At 75.4% G+C, this 17,374-nt stretch carries 14 protein-coding genes; 13 read left to right on the top strand and 1 reads right to left on the bottom strand.

Annotated features, from left to right (window positions below; translation table 11 throughout):
* Positions 1-31 precede the first annotated feature (31 nt).
* From aspS to OG994_RS13565, 4 genes are all read left to right on the top strand, one after another.
* Complete coding sequence (aspS, locus tag OG994_RS13580; protein ID WP_328853461.1) at positions 32-1,837, top strand: aspartate--tRNA ligase; 1,806 nt, start codon at positions 32-34, stop codon at positions 1,835-1,837.
* A gap of 139 nt (positions 1,838-1,976) precedes the next feature.
* Positions 1,977-2,789 carry an SDR family oxidoreductase gene (locus OG994_RS13575; protein WP_120328690.1) on the top strand — a complete coding sequence of 271 codons (813 nt, stop codon included), beginning with the start codon at positions 1,977-1,979 and terminating at the stop codon, positions 2,787-2,789.
* 172 nt (positions 2,790-2,961) lie between these two features.
* The gene (locus OG994_RS13570) at positions 2,962-3,561 is read left to right on the top strand and encodes an ArsR/SmtB family transcription factor (RefSeq protein ID WP_120328689.1); all 600 of its coding nucleotides are present in this window, start codon (positions 2,962-2,964) and stop codon (positions 3,559-3,561) included.
* Entirely contained in the window at positions 3,558-4,937 is a 1,380-nt protein-coding gene (locus OG994_RS13565) for an MFS transporter (protein WP_328853460.1), read from the top strand. Before OG994_RS13570 ends, OG994_RS13565 begins: the two co-directional genes overlap by 4 nt.
* 64 nt (positions 4,938-5,001) lie before the next feature.
* On the opposite strand, the gene OG994_RS13560 is transcribed toward OG994_RS13565, so the two are convergent.
* Positions 5,002-5,742, bottom strand: coding sequence for a GNAT family N-acetyltransferase (locus tag OG994_RS13560; RefSeq protein ID WP_328853459.1), 741 nt, complete (start codon positions 5,740-5,742; stop codon positions 5,002-5,004).
* 128 nt (positions 5,743-5,870) lie between these two features.
* On the opposite strand from OG994_RS13560, the gene OG994_RS13555 reads away from it, so the two are divergent.
* The 9 genes from OG994_RS13555 (at position 5,871) to OG994_RS13515 (ending at position 17,374) form a co-directional block, all read left to right on the top strand.
* Positions 5,871-6,083 carry a hypothetical protein gene (locus OG994_RS13555; protein WP_328853458.1) on the top strand — a complete coding sequence of 71 codons (213 nt, stop codon included), beginning with the start codon at positions 5,871-5,873 and terminating at the stop codon, positions 6,081-6,083.
* Positions 6,084-6,158: 75 nt separating this feature from the next.
* Entirely contained in the window at positions 6,159-7,799 is a 1,641-nt protein-coding gene (locus OG994_RS13550) for a replication-associated recombination protein A (protein WP_328853457.1), read from the top strand.
* 2,780 nt (positions 7,800-10,579) lie between these two features.
* Complete coding sequence (locus OG994_RS13545) at positions 10,580-11,200, top strand: hypothetical protein (RefSeq protein ID WP_120328891.1); 621 nt, start codon at positions 10,580-10,582, stop codon at positions 11,198-11,200.
* Positions 11,201-11,352: 152 nt separating this feature from the next.
* Entirely contained in the window at positions 11,353-11,814 is a 462-nt protein-coding gene (locus tag OG994_RS13540; RefSeq protein WP_120328685.1) for a DUF948 domain-containing protein, read from the top strand.
* Between the two features lie 33 nt (positions 11,815-11,847).
* Positions 11,848-12,153 carry a hypothetical protein gene (locus OG994_RS13535; protein ID WP_120328684.1) on the top strand — a complete coding sequence of 102 codons (306 nt, stop codon included), beginning with the start codon at positions 11,848-11,850 and terminating at the stop codon, positions 12,151-12,153.
* On the top strand, positions 12,150-14,828 hold the full coding sequence (gene alaS / locus OG994_RS13530; protein WP_328853456.1) for an alanine--tRNA ligase: 2,679 nt from the start codon (positions 12,150-12,152) through the stop codon (positions 14,826-14,828). Before OG994_RS13535 ends, alaS begins: the two co-directional genes overlap by 4 nt.
* A 67-nt stretch (positions 14,829-14,895) precedes the next feature.
* Positions 14,896-15,354: a Holliday junction resolvase RuvX gene (gene ruvX, locus OG994_RS13525; protein ID WP_120328682.1), complete on the top strand. Its 459-nt coding sequence runs from the start codon at positions 14,896-14,898 to the stop codon at positions 15,352-15,354.
* Positions 15,354-16,550, top strand: coding sequence for an endolytic transglycosylase MltG (mltG, locus tag OG994_RS13520; RefSeq protein ID WP_120328681.1), 1,197 nt, complete (start codon positions 15,354-15,356; stop codon positions 16,548-16,550). Before ruvX ends, mltG begins: the two co-directional genes overlap by 1 nt.
* On the top strand, positions 16,550-17,374 hold the full coding sequence (locus OG994_RS13515) for a shikimate dehydrogenase (protein WP_328853455.1): 825 nt from the start codon (positions 16,550-16,552) through the stop codon (positions 17,372-17,374). The genes mltG and OG994_RS13515 overlap by 1 nt, the downstream gene beginning before the upstream one ends.

The following is a 17,374-nucleotide window of genomic DNA, read 5'->3' as shown; positions in this document are numbered from 1 at the left end:
GACGTGTACCGCAGATGAGGAGACGCGAGTCGTGATCCGTACCCATGACGCCGGCAGCCTGCGCGCGACGGACGCCGGCACCACGGTGACTCTCGCCGGCTGGGTCGCCCGCCGGCGTGACCACGGCGGCGTCATCTTCGTCGACCTGCGCGACGGCTCCGGCGTGGTCCAGGTCGTGTTCCGCGAGGAGGACGCCCACGCGCTGCGCAACGAGTTCTGCGTGAAGGTCACCGGCGAGGTGACCCGCCGTCCCGAGGGCAACGAGAACCCGGACCTGCCCACCGGCGAGGTCGAGGTCACGGCCACCGAGCTGGAGGTGCTGTCCGAGGCCGCGCCGCTGCCGCTGCCGGTGGACGACCAAGTGGAGGCCGGCGACGACGTACGCCTGCGCTACCGCTACCTGGACCTGCGCCGCGGCGGGCCGGCGAAGGCCATGCGGCTGCGCTCGCGGGCCAACCAGCTGGCCCGGAAGGTGCTGCACGAGCGGGACTTCCTGGAGATCGAGACGCCGACCCTGACCCGCTCGACGCCCGAGGGCGCCCGCGACTTCCTGGTGCCGGTGCGCCTGCAGCCCGGCAGCTGGTACGCCCTGCCGCAGTCGCCGCAGCTGTTCAAGCAGCTGCTCATGGTCGGCGGCATGGAGCGCTACTACCAGATCGCCCGCTGCTACCGGGACGAGGACTTCCGCGCCGACCGGCAGCCGGAGTTCACCCAGCTCGACATCGAGATGTCCTTCGTCACCGAGGACGACGTGATCGACCTCGGCGAGGCGATCGTGTCGGAGCTCTGGTCGGACCTGGCCGGGTACGAGATCCCCCGGCCGATCCCGCGGATCACCTGGCACGACGCGATGGCCCGGTACGGCTCCGACAAGCCGGACCTGCGCTACGGCGTCGAGCTGACCGAGCTGACCGACTACCTGCGCGGCACCGAGTTCCGGGTCTTCGCCGGCGCCATCGACGCGGGCGGGTACGTGGGCGCGGTCGTCATGCCCGGCGGCGCCAGCCAGACCCGTAAGGAGCTGGACGGCTGGCAGGACTGGGCGAAGGCGCGCGGCGCGCGCGGGCTCGCGTACGTGGTGCTCGACGCCGAGACCGGCCAGCCGCGCGGACCCGTGGCGAAGAACCTCTCCGAGGCGCACCTGGCCGGCCTGGCCGACGCGGTCGGCGCCAAGCCGGGCGACGCCATCTTCTTCGCGGCGAGCACGAACACCCGCGAGGCCCAGGAGCTGCTCGGCGCGGCCCGCGTGGAGATCGCCAAGCGGGCCGGGCTGGTCGACGGAAGCGCCTGGGCGTTCTGCTGGGTGGTCGACGCGCCGATGTTCGAGCGCGACGACGAGGGCGGCTGGACGGCGGTGCACCACCCGTTCACCTCCCCGAACGCCGAGTGGGTGGACCGATTCGAGGAGGCGCCGGACCGGGCCCTCGCCTACGCGTACGACATCGTCTGCAACGGCAACGAGATCGGCGGCGGTTCGATCCGTATCCACCGGGGTGACGTGCAGCGGCGGGTCTTCGACCTGCTCGGCATCACGCCGGAGGAGGCGCAGGACAAGTTCGGGTTCCTGCTGGAGGCGTTCAAGTACGGCCCGCCGCCGCACGGCGGCATCGCCTTCGGGTGGGACCGGGTCTGCATGCTCCTCGCCGGGGCGGACTCGATCCGCGAGGTGATCGCCTTCCCGAAGACGCGGGGCGGCTTCGATCCGCTGACCGGCGCGCCGACGCCGATCACCGCGCAGCAGCGCGCGGAGGCGGGCATCGACGCGAAGCCGAAGCCGCAGGCGGCGCCGCACACGGGCACGGCCGGTCCGGTCGCCCCGGTCGCCGACCCGACCTGACCGCTCCCGTCGCGTCGTGGTGCCGTGTCGCTGCGTCGATCACGAGGTTGGCGAGGCGCCGCCCGGGCGGGCCGCCCGCTAACCTCGTGATCGACGGCGTCGGGCGCGGGGCTCGCGGCGGTCGTGACCGGAGGGCGGCGTGACGATTCTCGTGGTGGGGGCCAGCGGGTTCCTCGGCGGCGAGGTGTGCCGGCAGGCCGTCGCGGCCGGGGAGCGGGTCGTCGGGACGTACCACTCGGGCGCCGTCGGGGTGCCCGGCGTCGAGGCGTACCGGCTCGACGTCACCGACCGCGCCGCCGTGCGCGAGCTGGTCACGCGGGTGCGGCCCACCGCGGTCGTCGGCACCCCCTACCGGTACGGGGACTGGGCGGTGACCGCCGACGGGGCCGCCCACGTCGCGTACGCCGCCGCCGAGGTGGGGGCGCGGCTGGTGCACATCTCCAGCGACGCGCTGCACGCCGGACGCCCCGAGCCGTACGCCGACGACGAGCCGCCGACGCCGGTCTACCCGTACGGTGCCGCGAAGGCGGCCGCCGAGACGGCCGTGCGGGCCGTCGACCCCGGCGCCGTGCTGGTGCGCACCTCGCTGATCCTCGGCGAGGGCAGCAAGCAGATCCAGCTCTGCCGGGACGCCCTCGCCGGGCGGGCCGCCCTGTTCACCGACGAGATCCGCTGCCCGATCGACGTGACCGACCTCGCCGCCGCCGTACGCGAACTCATCGCCAGCGACTACGCCGGCCCGCTCAACGTGGCCGGTCCCGACCCGGTCAGCCGCGCCGACATCGGCCTGCTGGTGGCCCGCCGGGAGGGGCTCGACCCGGGCGCCGTGAAGACGACCACCAGCGCCGCGTCGGGCCTGCTGCGCCCCACCGACGTACGCCTCGACGTGACCCGCGCCGCCGGCCTGCTGCGGACGCGGTTGCGCGGCGTCCGCGAACTCCTCGCCGCCTGACCGCCGGCCCTGGCGCAGACCGGACGACCGCGCGCGCTCCGGGGTGCGCGGGCCTCCCACTGCCGCCGAGGCCGCCAGATCCAGGATCCCGCGCCATCCACGCCGGCCACGGATGCACAAACTTTATGCACAACTCTTGTGCACAGTTTATGTGCACAGATATTGTGCATGCATGCATGACGCTCCCGACACCCGCGAACCCGCCCCGCGCGAGGTCCATCTCGACGCCCGGCAGGTGCGCGCCCTCGCCCATCCGCTGCGCATGCGGCTGCTCGGCACGTTGCGGGTCGACGGGCCCGCCACGGCGACCATGCTCGCCGAGAAGCTCGACACCAACACCGGGGCGACCAGCTACCACCTGCGGCAGCTCGCCGAGGTGGGGCTGGTCGCCGAGGATCCCGACCTCGGCACCGGCCGCCAGCGGTGGTGGCGGGCGGCGCACGACATCAGCAACTTCGAGCCCACCGACTTCGACGACGACCCGGACGCCCGGGCGGCGGTGGAGTGGATCCAGACCGAGCAGGTGCGGCTGATGGTCGAGGGCGCCGAGCGGTGGATGACCGTCGCCACCGGCCACTCGGCCGAGTGGCGTGAAGCCGCCGGCATGAGCGACATGGTGCTCACCCTCGGGCCGGCGAGGCTGCGGGCGCTCAACGACGAGCTGTGGCAGGTGCTCATGCGGTACCGCCACGAGCCGGTGTCCGACGAGCCGGACGTCCAGAGCGTCCACGTCTTCGTGGCCGCGTTCCCGCGGGTGGAGGAGAAGCGATGAGCACCCTGTCCGTACGCCAGGTCCGGCGCCGGTTCCTCGTGCTGCACGGGCTGCGCTGGCTGCCCACCGGTCTCATGGTCCCCGTCATGATCCTGCTGATGCAGGAGCGCGGCCTCTCGCTGTCGCAGATCGGCCTGGTGTCCGTGGCCCAGGGCCTCGTCGTCCTGGCCCTCGAACTGCCGACGGGCGGGTTCGCCGACGCCCTCGGCCGGCGGCCGGTCCTGGTGGTGGCCTGGATCGTCAACCTGGCCTCGCTGCTGCTGTTCAGCGTGGCCGACTCGTTCGCGCTCTTCTTCGTGGTCTGGGCCCTGCAGGGCGTCTTCCGGGCGCTCGACAGCGGTCCCCTGGAGTCCTGGTACGTCGACGCGACCCTCGCCGCCGACCCGGACGCGAAGTACGAGGCGGGCCTCGGGTACGCGGGCACCGTCATCGGCGTGGCCATCGGCGCCGGCGCGCTGATCGGCGGCGGGCTGGTGGCGCTCGGTCCGATCGGGCCGGTCAGCGCGCTCACCGTGCCGGTCCTGGTGGCCGTGGCGCTCCAGGCGGTGGCGCTCGTGGCACTGCTCCTGCTGCTGTCCGAGGTCCGTCCCGCCCGGGGCCGCGGCGCGCTGCGGACGTCCGTCGTCGAGGCGCCCCGGATGGTCGGGCAGGCCGTCGGGCTGCTGCGCCGGTCCCGGGTGCTGCTCGCGCTGGTGGCCGTCGAGCTGTTCTGGGGCTTCGGCATGGTGACCTTCGAGTCCCTGCTGCCGATCCGCCTGTCCGAGGTGGTCGGCGGCGCGGAGCGGGCGGCGTCGCTGCTCGGGCCCGCGAGTTCGGCGGCGTGGCTGGCCCAGGCGGCGGGCGCCGCGCTCACCCCGCTGCTGCTGCGCCGGCTCGGCGCCGCGCCGAGCGCCGCGCTGATGCGCGTCCTCCAGGGAGTCACCGTGGTCGGCATGGGACTGTTCGCGGGCCCGGTCGGCGTGCTGGTCGCCTACCTCGCCTGCTACACCGTGCACGGGGCGTCCAACCCGCTGCACATGGGGCTCCTGCACCGGCAGGTCGACGGCCCCTACCGCACCAGCGTCATCTCGCTCAACTCGATGATGGGCCAGCCCGGGTTCGCCATCGGCGCCGTGGGCCTCACCGCACTGGCCGAGGCGGTCAGCGTCACCGCCGCCATGCTGGTCGGCGCGGTGGTGCTCGCCCTCGCCGCGCCGCTCTACCTGCCCGCGTGGCGGGCGGACCGGCGTGCCGCAGTGGCGCCGGACGGACCCGCCGCGGCCACATCGGAGCCCACCGTCGCGGAGCCGGCGGGGCCGACGGGGGCGGCCCTGCCGACCGGGCCGGAGGCGGGAAGGCCGACCGAGGCGGCGCAGCCGACCGGGCCGGCCGGCTGAGGCAGCCGGACCGAGGCGCGGCGGGGCCCCTGCTCCGGGCGGAGCAGGGGCCCCGCGTGCGCGCTCAGGCGAGGCGTACGGACGTGCGGTGCAGCGTGTTCGTGAAGCCGAGCCGCCGGTAGAGGCGGATCGCGCCGACGTTCGTGGGGTAGACGCCGAGCGCGACGTGCCCGTGGCGGGAGGACAGCGCCCGGGCCATGCCGGCGGTGAGCGCCGCGCCGAGGCCGCGCCCGCGTTCGGCCGGCGCGACGGCCAGGCCGGCGAGGAAGCCGACGTCACCCCGGCTGCGGTCCGCCCCGCAGGCCACCAGCCGGTCCCCGTCGCGGATGCCGTACCAGTCGACGATCCCCGGGTCACCGGGACGGGAGGTGGTGGTCGGGAAGGCCTCGTCGATCAGCGCGCTGAGCGCCGGATGGTCGGCCTCGCCGAGCCGTACCACCCGCTCCTCGCCCGGCTGCCGGGGTGGCGGGGTCGTGGTCCAGAGGAAGTACCAGTCCGCGCGGTCGGCGACGGCCAGCCGGCCCGCCGCCTCCTCGGGCGCGAACCGGGGCAGGTTCAGCCGGTCGCCGGACGTGAGCACCCCGTCGGCGACCAGCGACGCGCAGACCTCCAGCGCGGGTCCGGCGGCGCCGATCGCCGCCGCGGCCGGCCCCTGCCCCGGGGGCAACAGCCACACCACGGCACCGTCGCGCCGGTAGGCGCGCGGCTCGCTGTCGCGCCACAGCGAGTGCAGGGCGTACGGGTGGCGGCCGGTGGCGGCCAGGACGGCGTCCCGACCGTGCAGAACCTGGTCGGCGATGATCATGCCGTCAGCCTAGGAGCCGCGCGTGCGGGTGCTCCGGTCGGCCCTCGGCGTCCACGGTGGAGATTGACGATCGGACCGATCGGGTACATCCCGGGCGACCTACTGGCCACCCCCACCGGAGGACCACCATGCTCGCCATCCTCGCGGCGATCGTCTTCGGCTTCGCCCTGCTGCTCGACCTGATGAACACCAACTTCGGCGCACCGGACCTGTTCAACTGGAACACCCTCGTGCTCATCGGCCTCCTGCTGCTCGCGCTCTACCTGGCCGGGGTCGGCCGGGGACCGGGCGGCAGCGGTCGCGGCCGCTGGTACTACGGCCGTCGCCCCGGGCGGGGCTGACCGGAACCGATCATCGACGGGTCGGGCCGTGGCGCGATTCCGGCGCCGCGAGCCCGGCCCGGTACTGTTCTCGTGATGGAGTCCGACGCCCTCTTCACCCTCGGCGAACCCGCCGGGGCGCCCAGCGCCCCCGCGGGTTCCGGCGGCGCCGACGGCTTCACGGCGGTGGGGCCGGATTCGCCCCTGCCCGTCCGGATGCGCCCCACGAGCCTCGACGAGCTGGTGGGGCAGGACCACCTCCTCGCCCCGGGGGCACCGCTGCGGCAGCTCGTCGACGGCGGGGCGCCCCTGTCGGTCATCCTCTGGGGGCCGCCGGGCAGCGGCAAGACCACCATCGCCCACCTGGTCGCCCGGGCCACCGACCGCCGGTTCGTCGCCATGTCCGCCCTCTCCGCCGGCGTCAAGGACGTCCGGGCGGTGATCGAGACGGCCCGCCGGCAGCGCCGCAGCGGCGGCCCGCAGACGGTGCTCTTCATCGACGAGGTGCACCGGTTCAGCAAGACCCAGCAGGACTCGCTGCTCGCCGCCGTCGAGGACCGCACGGTCACCCTGCTGGCGGCCACCACGGAGAACCCGTACTTCTCGGTCATCTCGCCGCTGCTGTCGCGGTGCGTGCTGCTCACCCTCCAGCCGCTGAACGACGAGGCGGTCCGCGGCCTGCTGCGCCGCGCGGTCGCCGACGAGCGGGGTCTCGGCGGAGCCCTCACCCTGGACCCGGCCGCCGAGGACCACCTCGTCCGGCTGGCCGCCGGCGACGTCCGCAAGGCGCTGACCGCGCTGGAGGCCGCCGCGGCGTCGGCCACCGCGCTGGGCGCCGGGCGCATCGACCTGAGCACCGCCGAGCAGGCCGTGGACGTGGCCGCGGTGCGCTACGACCGCGACGGCGACGCGCACTACGACGTGGTCAGCGCGTTCATCAAGAGCATGCGGGGCTCGGACGTGGACGCCGCGCTGCACTGGCTGGCGCGGATGCTCGTGGCCGGGGAGGACGCCCGGTTCATCGCCCGCCGGCTGGTGATCTTCGCGAGCGAGGACGTCGGCATGGCCGACCCGAGCGCGCTGAGCGTGGCGACCGCCGCGGCGCACGCCGTGGAGTACGTGGGACTGCCCGAGGCCCAGCTCAACCTCGCCCAGGCGGTGATCCACCTGGCGACGGCACCCAAGTCGAACTCGGCGACCACCGCGATCGGGGCGGCGATCGCCGACGTGCGGGCCGGGCGCGGCGGTCCCGTGCCGCGCGCGTTGCGCGACGCCCACTACTCCGGTGCGCGGGGGCTCGGCCACGGGGCCGGGTACCGCTATCCCCACGACGACCAGCGCGGTGTGGTCACCCAGCAGTACGTGCCCGACGACCTGGTGGGTGCCGACTACTACCAGCCCACCCAGCACGGCGCGGAGCGGTCGGTGGCCGCCCGGCTGCCCCTGCTGCGCCGGATCGTGCGCGGCCTGCCCGCCCCGGCGACCCGACCGCAGGAGGCCGAGACGGCGGCGAGCCGTCCGCCGACCGCCGAGGGGACGGCGTCGACAGGGTCGGACGAGGCGCCGCGGACACGGAACGACCCGCCGGCCGACGGGACGCGGGTCGCGCGGGAGCCCTCGATGGCCTCGGCGGGGCGGGGGCCGGCAGCGGGCAACGGCGGTCGACCGGCGGGCTCGCGTGACGCCGGCGCGACGGAGGAGGGCGGCAGGGACGCCGCCGGAGAGGGTCATCAGTGAGATCGCGTGGTGAGCGACCGGAGGACGGCCCGGACGAGCGGCGCGATCCCCGCGCCAAGGGCCGCCGTTGGGGTCGGGGCCGGGCGGAGGCCGAGCCGGAGGACGTGGCCGGCGGCGAGGAGTTCGGCTGGATCGACGACCTGCGGACCGCCAAGCAGCAGCGCGTCGAACTGGGGCCCGACTCGCCGGACCCCGTCGCGCCACCGGCGCCGCACGGCGCCCCGACGCCTGCCTCCCGGCCGGCCCCGGACGCGCCGCCGCACCCCGGTGGCCCCGGGCTGCCGCCCGCCGCGCCTCCGGTGCGCCCCGGCCCGGAGAACCCGCCCCGCTCGCGCCCGGTCGAGGGGCCGTGGCCCGGCGCGCCCGAGCCGCCCCCGACGGCCCGCCGCCCGGAGCCGCGACCACCGGCTGCCGGCGTGCCTCCGACCGCCCCGGGCGTGCCCCCGGCCGCTCCCGGCCGTCGTGCCGCCGCGCCGGCCCCGGGCCCCCGCCCGGCCCCCTCGGGCCCGGTGGATCCGCACACGGCCCCGCCCGGCGCCCGGCCGACCTCGGGTGGTCCCGCGGGTCCGCCGGCGCCGCCGGTCTCCGGCGCGGCGGCCGTTCCGCGCGGGGCCCGGCCGACCTCGGGTGCTCCGGCCGGTCCGGTTCCCGGTGCCGTGCCGCCCGGTGCCCGGCCGACCTCGGGTGCTCCGGCCGGTCCGGTGCCGCGCGGCGCCCGGCCGACCTCCGGTGCTCCGGCCGGTCCGGTCCCCGGCGCCGTGCCGCCCGGTGCCCCGCCGATCTCCGGTGCGCCAGCCGGTCCGGTCCCCGGCGCCCGGCCGACCTCCGGCGGCCCGGCCGGTCCACGGCCCCGCTCGGGCCCCCGGCCGGCCGGCGGTGACCCGGAGGGCCCCCACCGCGCCGGCCCGTACGGCACGCCGCCCACCTCGGGCGCCCCGGTCGACCACCCCCGTGCGCCCGGCGCCGGGGTACCTCCGATGCCGCCGCCCGGGCCGGAGGCGACCGGCCGGCGTGCCGGGCCGGCACCGACCCCGCCCACCGACGCGCCCGGCGGCCGGCCCGGCGGTCGCGCCCGAGCCACCGGCCGTGGGCGTGAGGAGCAGCCGGTCGACCCGACCGTCCCCGGCGCGCCGATCGCCGGACCGGACCGGCCGCCGGCCGGTCTGCCGCCCGCCGGCGCACCGCGACCCGACCCGGCCGCCGAGCCGGGACGCCGGGCGAACCCGCGCCGGCGCGGGCCGGCCGATCCGGCTCTGCCCGGCGCCACCGACCCGACCCCGTCCGCGGGCGGGCGCCGACGCGCGCCGGAGCCGGACGTGCCGGTGCCGGCGAGCGGCAACGCCCCGCCGCTGCCGGCCTCGCCCGACCCGACGACCGACCGGGGCACGGGCGGTGGACGCCGCCGACGGGCGGCCCCGGACGAGCCGGACACCGCGGCCCACCGCCACGTCGGCGCGGAGGCTCCGCCCGCGATCCCGGACGGTGCGGGTTCCGTCCCGGGCCGCCGCCGGGCGGCGGAGGAGGCGGAGCCCGGCCCGCACCGGCGTACCGACGCGGGTGGCGCGTCCCGCGGCGAGCGACCCGAGCGCCCGGCCGACTGGCTGCGGCAGGCGGGCCGGCTGCCGCACACCGACCCCAAACTGCCGATCGTCGACCGCGACAGGGAGACGCCGGCACCGGCGCCGCCGCCGAACCGGTCGACCGGGCGGCGTCCGGCCGCGGGGCTCGTCCCACCCGCTCCCGAGCAGGCCGCGCCGCGGTCGACGGGACGCCGGGGCGCCCGCGCCGCCGGGCCGGAGCCGACCGGAGAGACGACCGGTCCACGCCGCGCCGCGCCCGAGGCACCGACCGGCGCTCGCCACGGTGCCCCCGAGCCGGGCCGCGACGAGCGGGCCGGCCGGCACGGGCCCGTGGGGCCGCACCGCCCGCTCGACGATCCGCACGCCGTCCCCGACCACGGGCTGGCCGACCCCACCGGCGGCCATCCCACCGGCGCGCCGCGCCGCCCCACCCCGCCGGACGGCCCGGTGCGCGGCGCGGCCCGCCCCGGCCCCGACCCGACGGTCCGCCCAGGGCCGGCCGGTCCGGTGCGTGGCGCGGCCCGCCCGCCGGCGGATCCCGTGACGGGCCCCGGCCCGGAGGTTCCGGCCGGTCCGGCGCGTGGTGCGGCCCGCCCGCCGGCGGATCCCGTGACGGGCCCCGGCCCGGAGGTTCCGGCCGGTCCGGCGCGTGGCGCCGCCCGCCCGCCGGCCGAGCCCGGCACCGGACCCGTCCCGGATATCCCGGCCGGTCCCGCGCGTGGTGCGGCCCGGCCCGGTGTCGACGGCCACGCCCGGGGCGCTGCCCGGCCGGACGCGCCGGTCCGAGGCGCGGCCCGCCCCGACGCCGAGCGGGGCCCGGACGGCGTGGGCCGCCCGCCCGCACCCGACGAGCCGGGCCGGCCCGTGACGGGACCGCCCCCGACCGGCCCCGTCGCGGCGGCACGCGCCGTCGCCCGCCCGCCCGCCGAGGACCGGATCGCCGGCCGCGCGCTGCCGCCGCAGCGGGACGCGGGCCGCCCCGAACCGTCCGGTGTGTCGCCGATCCCCACCGCGGAGCCGCCGGTGGTCGCCCGGGCCGCCGCTGCCGTCGCACCACCGGCCGCACCGGACGCGCCGGCGCACGAACCGCCGGAGGCGCCGCCGCTGCGCCGGGCCGCCGACGAGGGCGACGGGAGTGACGGGAAGGCCGCCGCCTCCGCCGGTGGCCTGCGGGGTGCCCGCTCCGAGCTGCGCCGGCAGATGCGCGAGCGCCGCCGGCTGCGGATGGGCGTGCTGGCGCTCGTCAGCCTGCTCCTGCTCGGCGCCGTCCCGCTCTACTTCGGCTTCCGTACGCTCAGCCGCGACCCGGTCTTCGACTCCCTCGACGCGCTGGAGGTGCCGGCCTGGGCGGAGGTGAAGATCGTCGACGACGTCAGCGGCAGCCGCTGGTGCCTCGTCGAGTGCCGGCTGCGCGAGCGCACCATCACGTCGGAGCGGCCGCCGGAGGAGACCGCGAAGGTGTTCCAGGACGCGCTGCGACAGGACGGGTGGCGGTCGTGGAAGGTCGCGAGGTGCCCGGAGGAGGAGCAGAAGGGCAGCTACACCTGCTGGCGCAAGGACGAGCTGACGCTCGACCTGTGGGTACGCGAGCCGGCCTGCGTGCCGCCGCCGGTCGACGGTGAACCGGCCATCGTGCCGTCGCCCGATCCGTCGGCCGCTGCGGGGACGTGCACCGGCTCGTTGGTGTCGGTGAAGGTCCGCAACGCGATCGACGACGAGCGGACCCGGCCACTGCCCAGCACTGATCCGTCACTCACCGGCGATCCGTTGTCGTCACTGACCGGTGACCCGCTGGGCGACCCGACACCGTCACCGTCGTGAGCCGATTTCCATCACGGACGGTAGGGTCTGGGGCTGGCAGGCCCGCCTGCTCCCGCTGACCGGTGACGGTCGTCGAGCGGCGGTGTGGGTACGACGGTCGCGCGGTGGCGGGAACGTCCGGTTCGGTTGAAGGTTGCTTGAGGAGGACAGGCGTGGGCATTTTGGAGATCGCGGCGCTGATCGCGGCGATCGCGTTCGCGATGCTGGTGTTGATCCTGACCCTGCCCATCCTGCGGCTGCGGCACACCGTGGACGCCACCACCCGGATGATCAACGACCTGAACGACCGGACGGGTCCGCTGCTCGGTGACGTGAACACCACCGTGAAGAACGTCAACACCACGCTGGAGCAGGTGCAGACCTCCCTCGACGGCGTCAACCTCCAGCTGGCGAAGGTCGACACGATGACCGGTCACGCCCAGAACGTCACGGCCAACGTCGCCAACCTCGTCGCCGTGGTCTCGGCCGCGGCGGCGAACCCGCTGGTCAAGGTGGCGGCGTTCGGCTACGGCGTACGCCGGGCGGCCGCGGCGCGCCGGCACGCCGAGACCGAGCGTGAGGTGCGCGACGCCATGAAGCAGCAGCGGCGGGCCGCCCGTCGCCGCGACCGCTGACCCGCCGGCCGCGACCAGGAGGTGCAGAGGAACATGAGACGCTTGTTCTGGCTGGGTGTGGGGCTGGCCGTCGGTGTCGTGGTGGTCCGCAAGGCCACCCGCACGGCGCAGTCGTACACGCCGGCCGGCATCGCGAGCACGTTGTCGCAATCTGCTGGCGGTCTGGTCGAGTCGCTGCGTAGCTTCGTGGAGGACGTCCGGGTCGGGATGGCCGAACGCGAGCAGGAGATCCACCAGGCGTTCGCCCAGGGCGAGGCGTTCGACGACCAGTTCGCCGACCTGCGGGAGGATCCGCGGATCGGCGACCGAGAGATCTTTCCGGAGGAACACCAGCGATGAAGACGGCGGAGATCAAGCGGCGCTACCTCGCGCATTTCGAGGCCAACGGCCATGCCGTGGTGCCGTCCGCTCCGCTGCCCGCCATCAGCGACCCGAACCTGCTGTTCGTCAACGCCGGCATGGTGCAGTTCGTCCCGTACTTCCTGGGTCAGCAGACCCCGCCGTACAAGCGGGCGGTCAGCGTCCAGAAGTGCATCCGCACCCCGGACATCGACGAGGTCGGCAAGACCAGCCGGCACGGCACGTTCTTCCAGATGAACGGCAACTTCTCCTTCGGTGACTACTTCAAGGCCGGGGCGATCCCGCTCGCCTGGGACCTGGTCACCAAGCCGCAGTCCGAGGGCGGATTCGGCCTCGACCCGGAGCGGATCTGGCCGACGGTCTACCTCGACGACGACGAGGCCTTCGAGATCTGGCGCTCGGTGGGCGTGCCGGCCGAGCGGATCGTGCGCCGCGGCAAGGCGGACAACTTCTGGTCGATGGGCATCCCCGGCCCGTGCGGCCCCTGCTCGGAGCTCTTCTACGACCGCGGCCCGGAGTACGGGCGCGAGGGCGGCCCGGCGGTCGACGAGGACCGCTACATGGAGTTCTGGAACCTCGTCTTCATGCAGTACGAGCGGGGCCCGGGCACCACGAAGGAGGACTACCCGATCCTCGGCGAGCTGCCGGCGAAGAACATCGACACCGGCATGGGCCTGGAGCGGATGGCCTCGATCCTGCAGGGCGTCGACAACCTCTACGAGATCGACGAGGTCCGGCCGATCCTGGACCGGGCGGCCGAGCTGACCGGCAAGCGGTACGGCGCCAACCCGAGCCACGTCGCGAGCGAGTCGCACCCGGACGACGTGCGGCTGCGGGTCGTGGCCGACCACGTGCGCACCGCGCTCATGCTCATCGGCGACGGGGTGACCCCGTCGAACGAGGGGCGCGGCTACGTGCTGCGCCGCATCATGCGCCGCGCGATCCGCGCCGTGCGGCTGCTCGGCTGGCAGGACCGGGCGCTGCCCGAGCTGCTGCCGGTGGCCCGGGACTGCATGGCGCCGTCCTACCCGGAGCTGGCCGCCGACTTCGACCGGATCGCCGACTACGCGTACGCCGAGGAGGACGCGTTCCTGTCCACGCTGCGGGCCGGCACCACGATCCTCGACGCGGCGATCGCCGAGACCCGCACCGCCGGGGGCAGCTCGCTCTCCGGCGAGAAGGCGTTCCAGCTGCACGACACGTACGGCTTCCCGATCGACCTCACCCTGGAGATCGCGGCCGAGCAGGGCCTCCAGGTGGACGCGGAGGGCTTCCGCCGGCTGATGGCCGACCAGCGGGCCCGGGCGAAGGCGGACGCGCAGGCGCGCAAGACGGGGCACACGGACCTGTCCGCGTACCGGGCGGTGCTCGACGCGGGCGGCCCGGTGGAGTTCACCGGCTACAGCGAGGTGTCCCGCGAGGCGCGGATCCGGGCGCTGCTCGGCGCGGCCGGCCCGCTGGGCGGCGCGGTCGAGGGGGAGACGGTCGAGCTGGTGCTCGACACCACCCCGTTCTACGCGGAGGGCGGCGGTCAGCAGCCCGACCAGGGGCTCATCACCGTGGGCGGCGGCCAGCTGGAGGTGTTCGACGTCCAGCAGCCGGTGCCCGGCCTCATCGTGCACCGTGCGCGGGTGGTCCGGGGCGAGGTGCGCCCCGGCGAGACCGGCTTCGCCGAGATCGACACGAGCCGGCGGCGGGCCATCTCCCGCTCGCACACGGCCACGCACCTGGTGCACCAGACCATGCGCAACTTCCTCGGCGAGTCGGCCACGCAGGCCGGGTCGCTGAACGCGCCGGGCCGGCTGCGCTTCGACTTCAACACCCCGACCGGAGTGGCGCCGAGCGTCCTGCGTGACGTGGAGCAGCAGGTCAACGAGGTGCTCCTGGCCGACCTGGAGGTGCACGCCTTCATCACCTCGCTGGAGGAGGCGCGCCGGATCGGGGCGATGGCGCTGTTCGGCGAGAAGTACGGCGAGCAGGTGCGGGTCGTCGAGGTCGGTGACTACGCCCGCGAGCTGTGCGGCGGCACCCACGTGGCCCGGTCCGCGCAGCTGGGTCTCGTGAAGATCCTCTCCGAGTCGTCCATCGGCTCGGGCGTACGCCGGGTCGAGGCGCTGGTCGGGATGGACGCGTTCAACTTCCTGGCCCGCGAGCACCTGCTGGTCTCCCGTCTCGCGGAGCTCTACCGGGTGCCGTCCGACCAGGTGGCCGACCGGGTGGAGCAGACCGTCACCCAGCTGCGCGACGCCGAGAAGGAGTTGGAGAAGCTGCGGGCCCAGCTGGTGCTGGGCGGGGCCGGGGCGCTCGCGGCCCAGGCCCGGGACGTGCGCGGGGTCGCGTACGTCGGCACCGAGGCGCCCGAGGGCGCGGCCGGCAACGACGTGCGGACCCTCGCCCAGGAGATCCGCGGCAAGATCGACCCGGCGCGGCCGGCGGTGGTGGCCGTGGCGGCCCGCAACAACGGCAAGGCGTCGCTGGTGGTCGCCGTGAACCAGGCGGCCCGCTCCCGGGGCCTGGCCGCCTCGGATCTGGTGAAGGCGGCCTTCTCCGGGAGGGGCGGTGGCAGCCCCGACCTGGCCCAGGGCGGCGGCCTGCCGGCCGCGGAGGCGCCGAACCTGCTCGTGACCGTCGAGAAGGCGATCGCCGAGGCGTGATGCGCGGTCATCTGCGACCAGGGCGGACCACCCGGTCCGCCCTGGCCCGTCTCGCCCGGGACGTCCGGTGACCGGACCGTCGCGGGGTGTCCGCCTCGGCGTGGACGTCGGGCAGGTCCGGGTGGGCGTCGCCCGCTCCGATCCGCACGGGGTGCTGGCCACCCCGCTGGTGACGCTCGCCCGCGACCGCACGGCGGCGCCGGACGCGGTCCCCAGCGACCTGGCCGAGCTGGCCGCCCTGGTCGCCGAGCACGAGGCGGTGGAGGTCGTCGTGGGGCTCCCGGTCGACCTCGCCGGTCGTCACGGACCGGCGGCGGTGCAGGTGAAGGCGTACGCTGAGCGACTGGCCGATGTGATAGCGCCGGTGCCGGTAACGCTTACCGACGAGAGGATGTCGACGGTCGTGGCTTCTCGTAGGCTGGCCGAACGTGGTGTCCGAGGAAAACGCCAACGCGCGGTGGTCGACCAGGCCGCCGCGGTGGAGATCCTGCAGAGCTGGCTGGACGCGCAGCGGAGGCGGACGTAATGATCGACGATCTCGACCTGGGCTTCGATGAGGCGGATCGGGGGGAGAAGGGGCGGCACCGGCGCAGCTACGTCCGCAAACGCAACGGCAAGGGCGGCGGCCGGGGCCGGACGGTCCTCGCGTTGCTGCTCGCCCTGGTCCTGCTCGGCGGCATCGGCGGGGGCGCGTTCTACGGCTTCGACCGGATCCAGAACTACTTCGTCACCCCCGACTACGAGGGCGCCGGGACCGTCGAGGTCACGGTCGAGATCAAGCAGGGTGCGCTGATCGCCGACATGGCGGACACCCTCTACGCCGCCGGGGTCGTGAAGAGCGCCAAGGCGTTCGTCGAGGCGGCCGCGGACAACTCCCGCAGCCGGAACATCCAGCCCGGCACCTACAAGCTGCGCAAGCAGATGAGCGGGGCGCACGCGGTCAACGCGCTGCTCGACCTGAAGAACCGGATCGTCAACGGCGTCACCATCCCCGAGGGCCGCACGGCCAAGAACGTGTACAAGCTGCTCTCGGAGAAGACGAAGATCCCGGTCAAGGAGTTCGAGACCGCCGCGAAGGACCCCATCGGGCTCGGCGTGCCGGACTGGTGGTTCAAGCGCAGCGACGGCAAGAAGGTCAAGCCGTCGATCGAGGGCTTCCTCTACCCGGACACCTACGAGATCCCGCCGAAGGCCACGGCCGAGAGCATCCTCAAGCTCATGGTGGAGAACTTCCTCACCGTCACCGGGCAGATGGAGTTCGCCGACCGGGTGCAGAAGGAGCGCGGCGGCATCACCCCGTACGAGGCGCTGGTCGTCGCGTCGCTCGCGCAGGCCGAGGCCGGCAACAAGGACGACCTCGGCAAGGTCGCCCGGGTGGCCTACAACCGGGTGTACGGCGAGTTCCCGTGCGGCTGTCTGGAGATGGACGTCACGGTCAACTACTACCTGGAGTTGATCGGGAAGCCGACCAAGGCGTCCAAGGACATGACCGACGCCGAACTCGACGACCCGAAGAACCCGTACAACCGCAAGCTGCGCGGTCTGCCGCCCACCCCGATCAACAACCCGGGCAAGGAGGCCATGGCGGGGGCCATGGACCCGCCGCCCGGCAAGTGGCTGTTCTTCGTGGCGATCGACAAGGAGGGGCACTCCGCCTTCGCCGAGACGTACGAGCAGCACCAGCGCAACGAGGCCAAGGCCCGGGAGGCCGGGATCATCTGATGGCGCGGCCACGGCGGGCGGCGGTGGTCGGCAAGCCGATCGCGCACTCCCTCTCCCCGGTGATCCACAACGCCGGCTACGCGGCGGCGGGGCTGGCCGGGTGGTCGTACACCCGGATCGAGTGCGCGGAGTCGGAGCTGCCGGGGCTGGTCGCCGGCCTGGGCCCGGAGTGGGCCGGGCTGTCGGTGACCATGCCCGGCAAGGAGGCGGCGCTCGCGGTGGCCGACGCCGCCTCGGCGGTCGCGGTCGCGGTCGGTGCGGCGAACACGCTGGTACGCCGGCCGGACGGCTCGTGGTACGCCGACAACACCGACGTGACCGGGATGGTGGAGGTGCTCGCCGGGGCGGGGGTGCGCCCCGGCGCGAGGGTGACCGTCCTCGGCGCTGGCGGGACCGCCCGGGCGGCGCTGGCCGCCGCGGCCCGCCTCGACGCCCGTACGGTGACCGTGGTGGCCCGCCGGGCCGCCGCCGTCGACGGGCTGCGCCCCGTGGCGGACGCGGTCGGTGTGCCGGTGAGAGGCGCCGACTGGGCGGACGCCGCCGCGCACCTCGTCGCCGACGTGGTCGTCTCGACCGTGCCGAAGGGGGCCGCCGACCCGCTCGCCGACGCCGTGACCTGGCGGCCGGAGACGGTGCTCTTCGACGCGCTCTACGACCCGTGGCCGACGCCGCTGGCGACCGCCGCGGCGGCCGCGGGCTGCCGGATCGTCTCCGGGCTGGACCTGCTGCTGGCCCAGGCGCTCGGCCAGTTCGCGCAGTTCACCGGAGTGCCGGCGCCGCGCGACGCGATGGCCGCCGCGCTCGCCGCCGCCCGCCGGGGCTGA

It is taken from the genome of Micromonospora globbae, from assembly GCF_036184225.1.
Taxonomy (GTDB): domain Bacteria; phylum Actinomycetota; class Actinomycetes; order Mycobacteriales; family Micromonosporaceae; genus Micromonospora; species Micromonospora globbae.
This window is presented reverse-complemented; position numbering and strand designations above follow the sequence as displayed.

Bases quoted from the DNA above. Each gene is read 5' to 3' on its own strand.
- OG994_RS13570 (WP_120328689.1), top strand. From the start codon at position 2,962: ATGCATGACGCTCCCGACACCCGCGAACCCGCCCCGCGCGAGGTCCAT.
- OG994_RS13565 (WP_328853460.1), top strand. From the start codon at position 3,558: ATGAGCACCCTGTCCGTACGCCAGGTCCGGCGCCGGTTCCTCGTGCTG.
- OG994_RS13560 (WP_328853459.1), bottom strand. From the start codon at position 5,742: ATGATCATCGCCGACCAGGTTCTGCACGGTCGGGACGCCGTCCTGGCC.
- OG994_RS13555 (WP_328853458.1), top strand. From the start codon at position 5,871: ATGCTCGCCATCCTCGCGGCGATCGTCTTCGGCTTCGCCCTGCTGCTC.
- OG994_RS13550 (WP_328853457.1), top strand. From the start codon at position 6,159: ATGGAGTCCGACGCCCTCTTCACCCTCGGCGAACCCGCCGGGGCGCCC.
- OG994_RS13545 (WP_120328891.1), top strand. From the start codon at position 10,580: ATGCGCGAGCGCCGCCGGCTGCGGATGGGCGTGCTGGCGCTCGTCAGC.
- OG994_RS13535 (WP_120328684.1), top strand. From the start codon at position 11,848: ATGAGACGCTTGTTCTGGCTGGGTGTGGGGCTGGCCGTCGGTGTCGTG.
- alaS (WP_328853456.1), top strand. From the start codon at position 12,150: ATGAAGACGGCGGAGATCAAGCGGCGCTACCTCGCGCATTTCGAGGCC.
- mltG (WP_120328681.1), top strand. From the start codon at position 15,354: ATGATCGACGATCTCGACCTGGGCTTCGATGAGGCGGATCGGGGGGAG.
- OG994_RS13515 (WP_328853455.1), top strand. From the start codon at position 16,550: ATGGCGCGGCCACGGCGGGCGGCGGTGGTCGGCAAGCCGATCGCGCAC.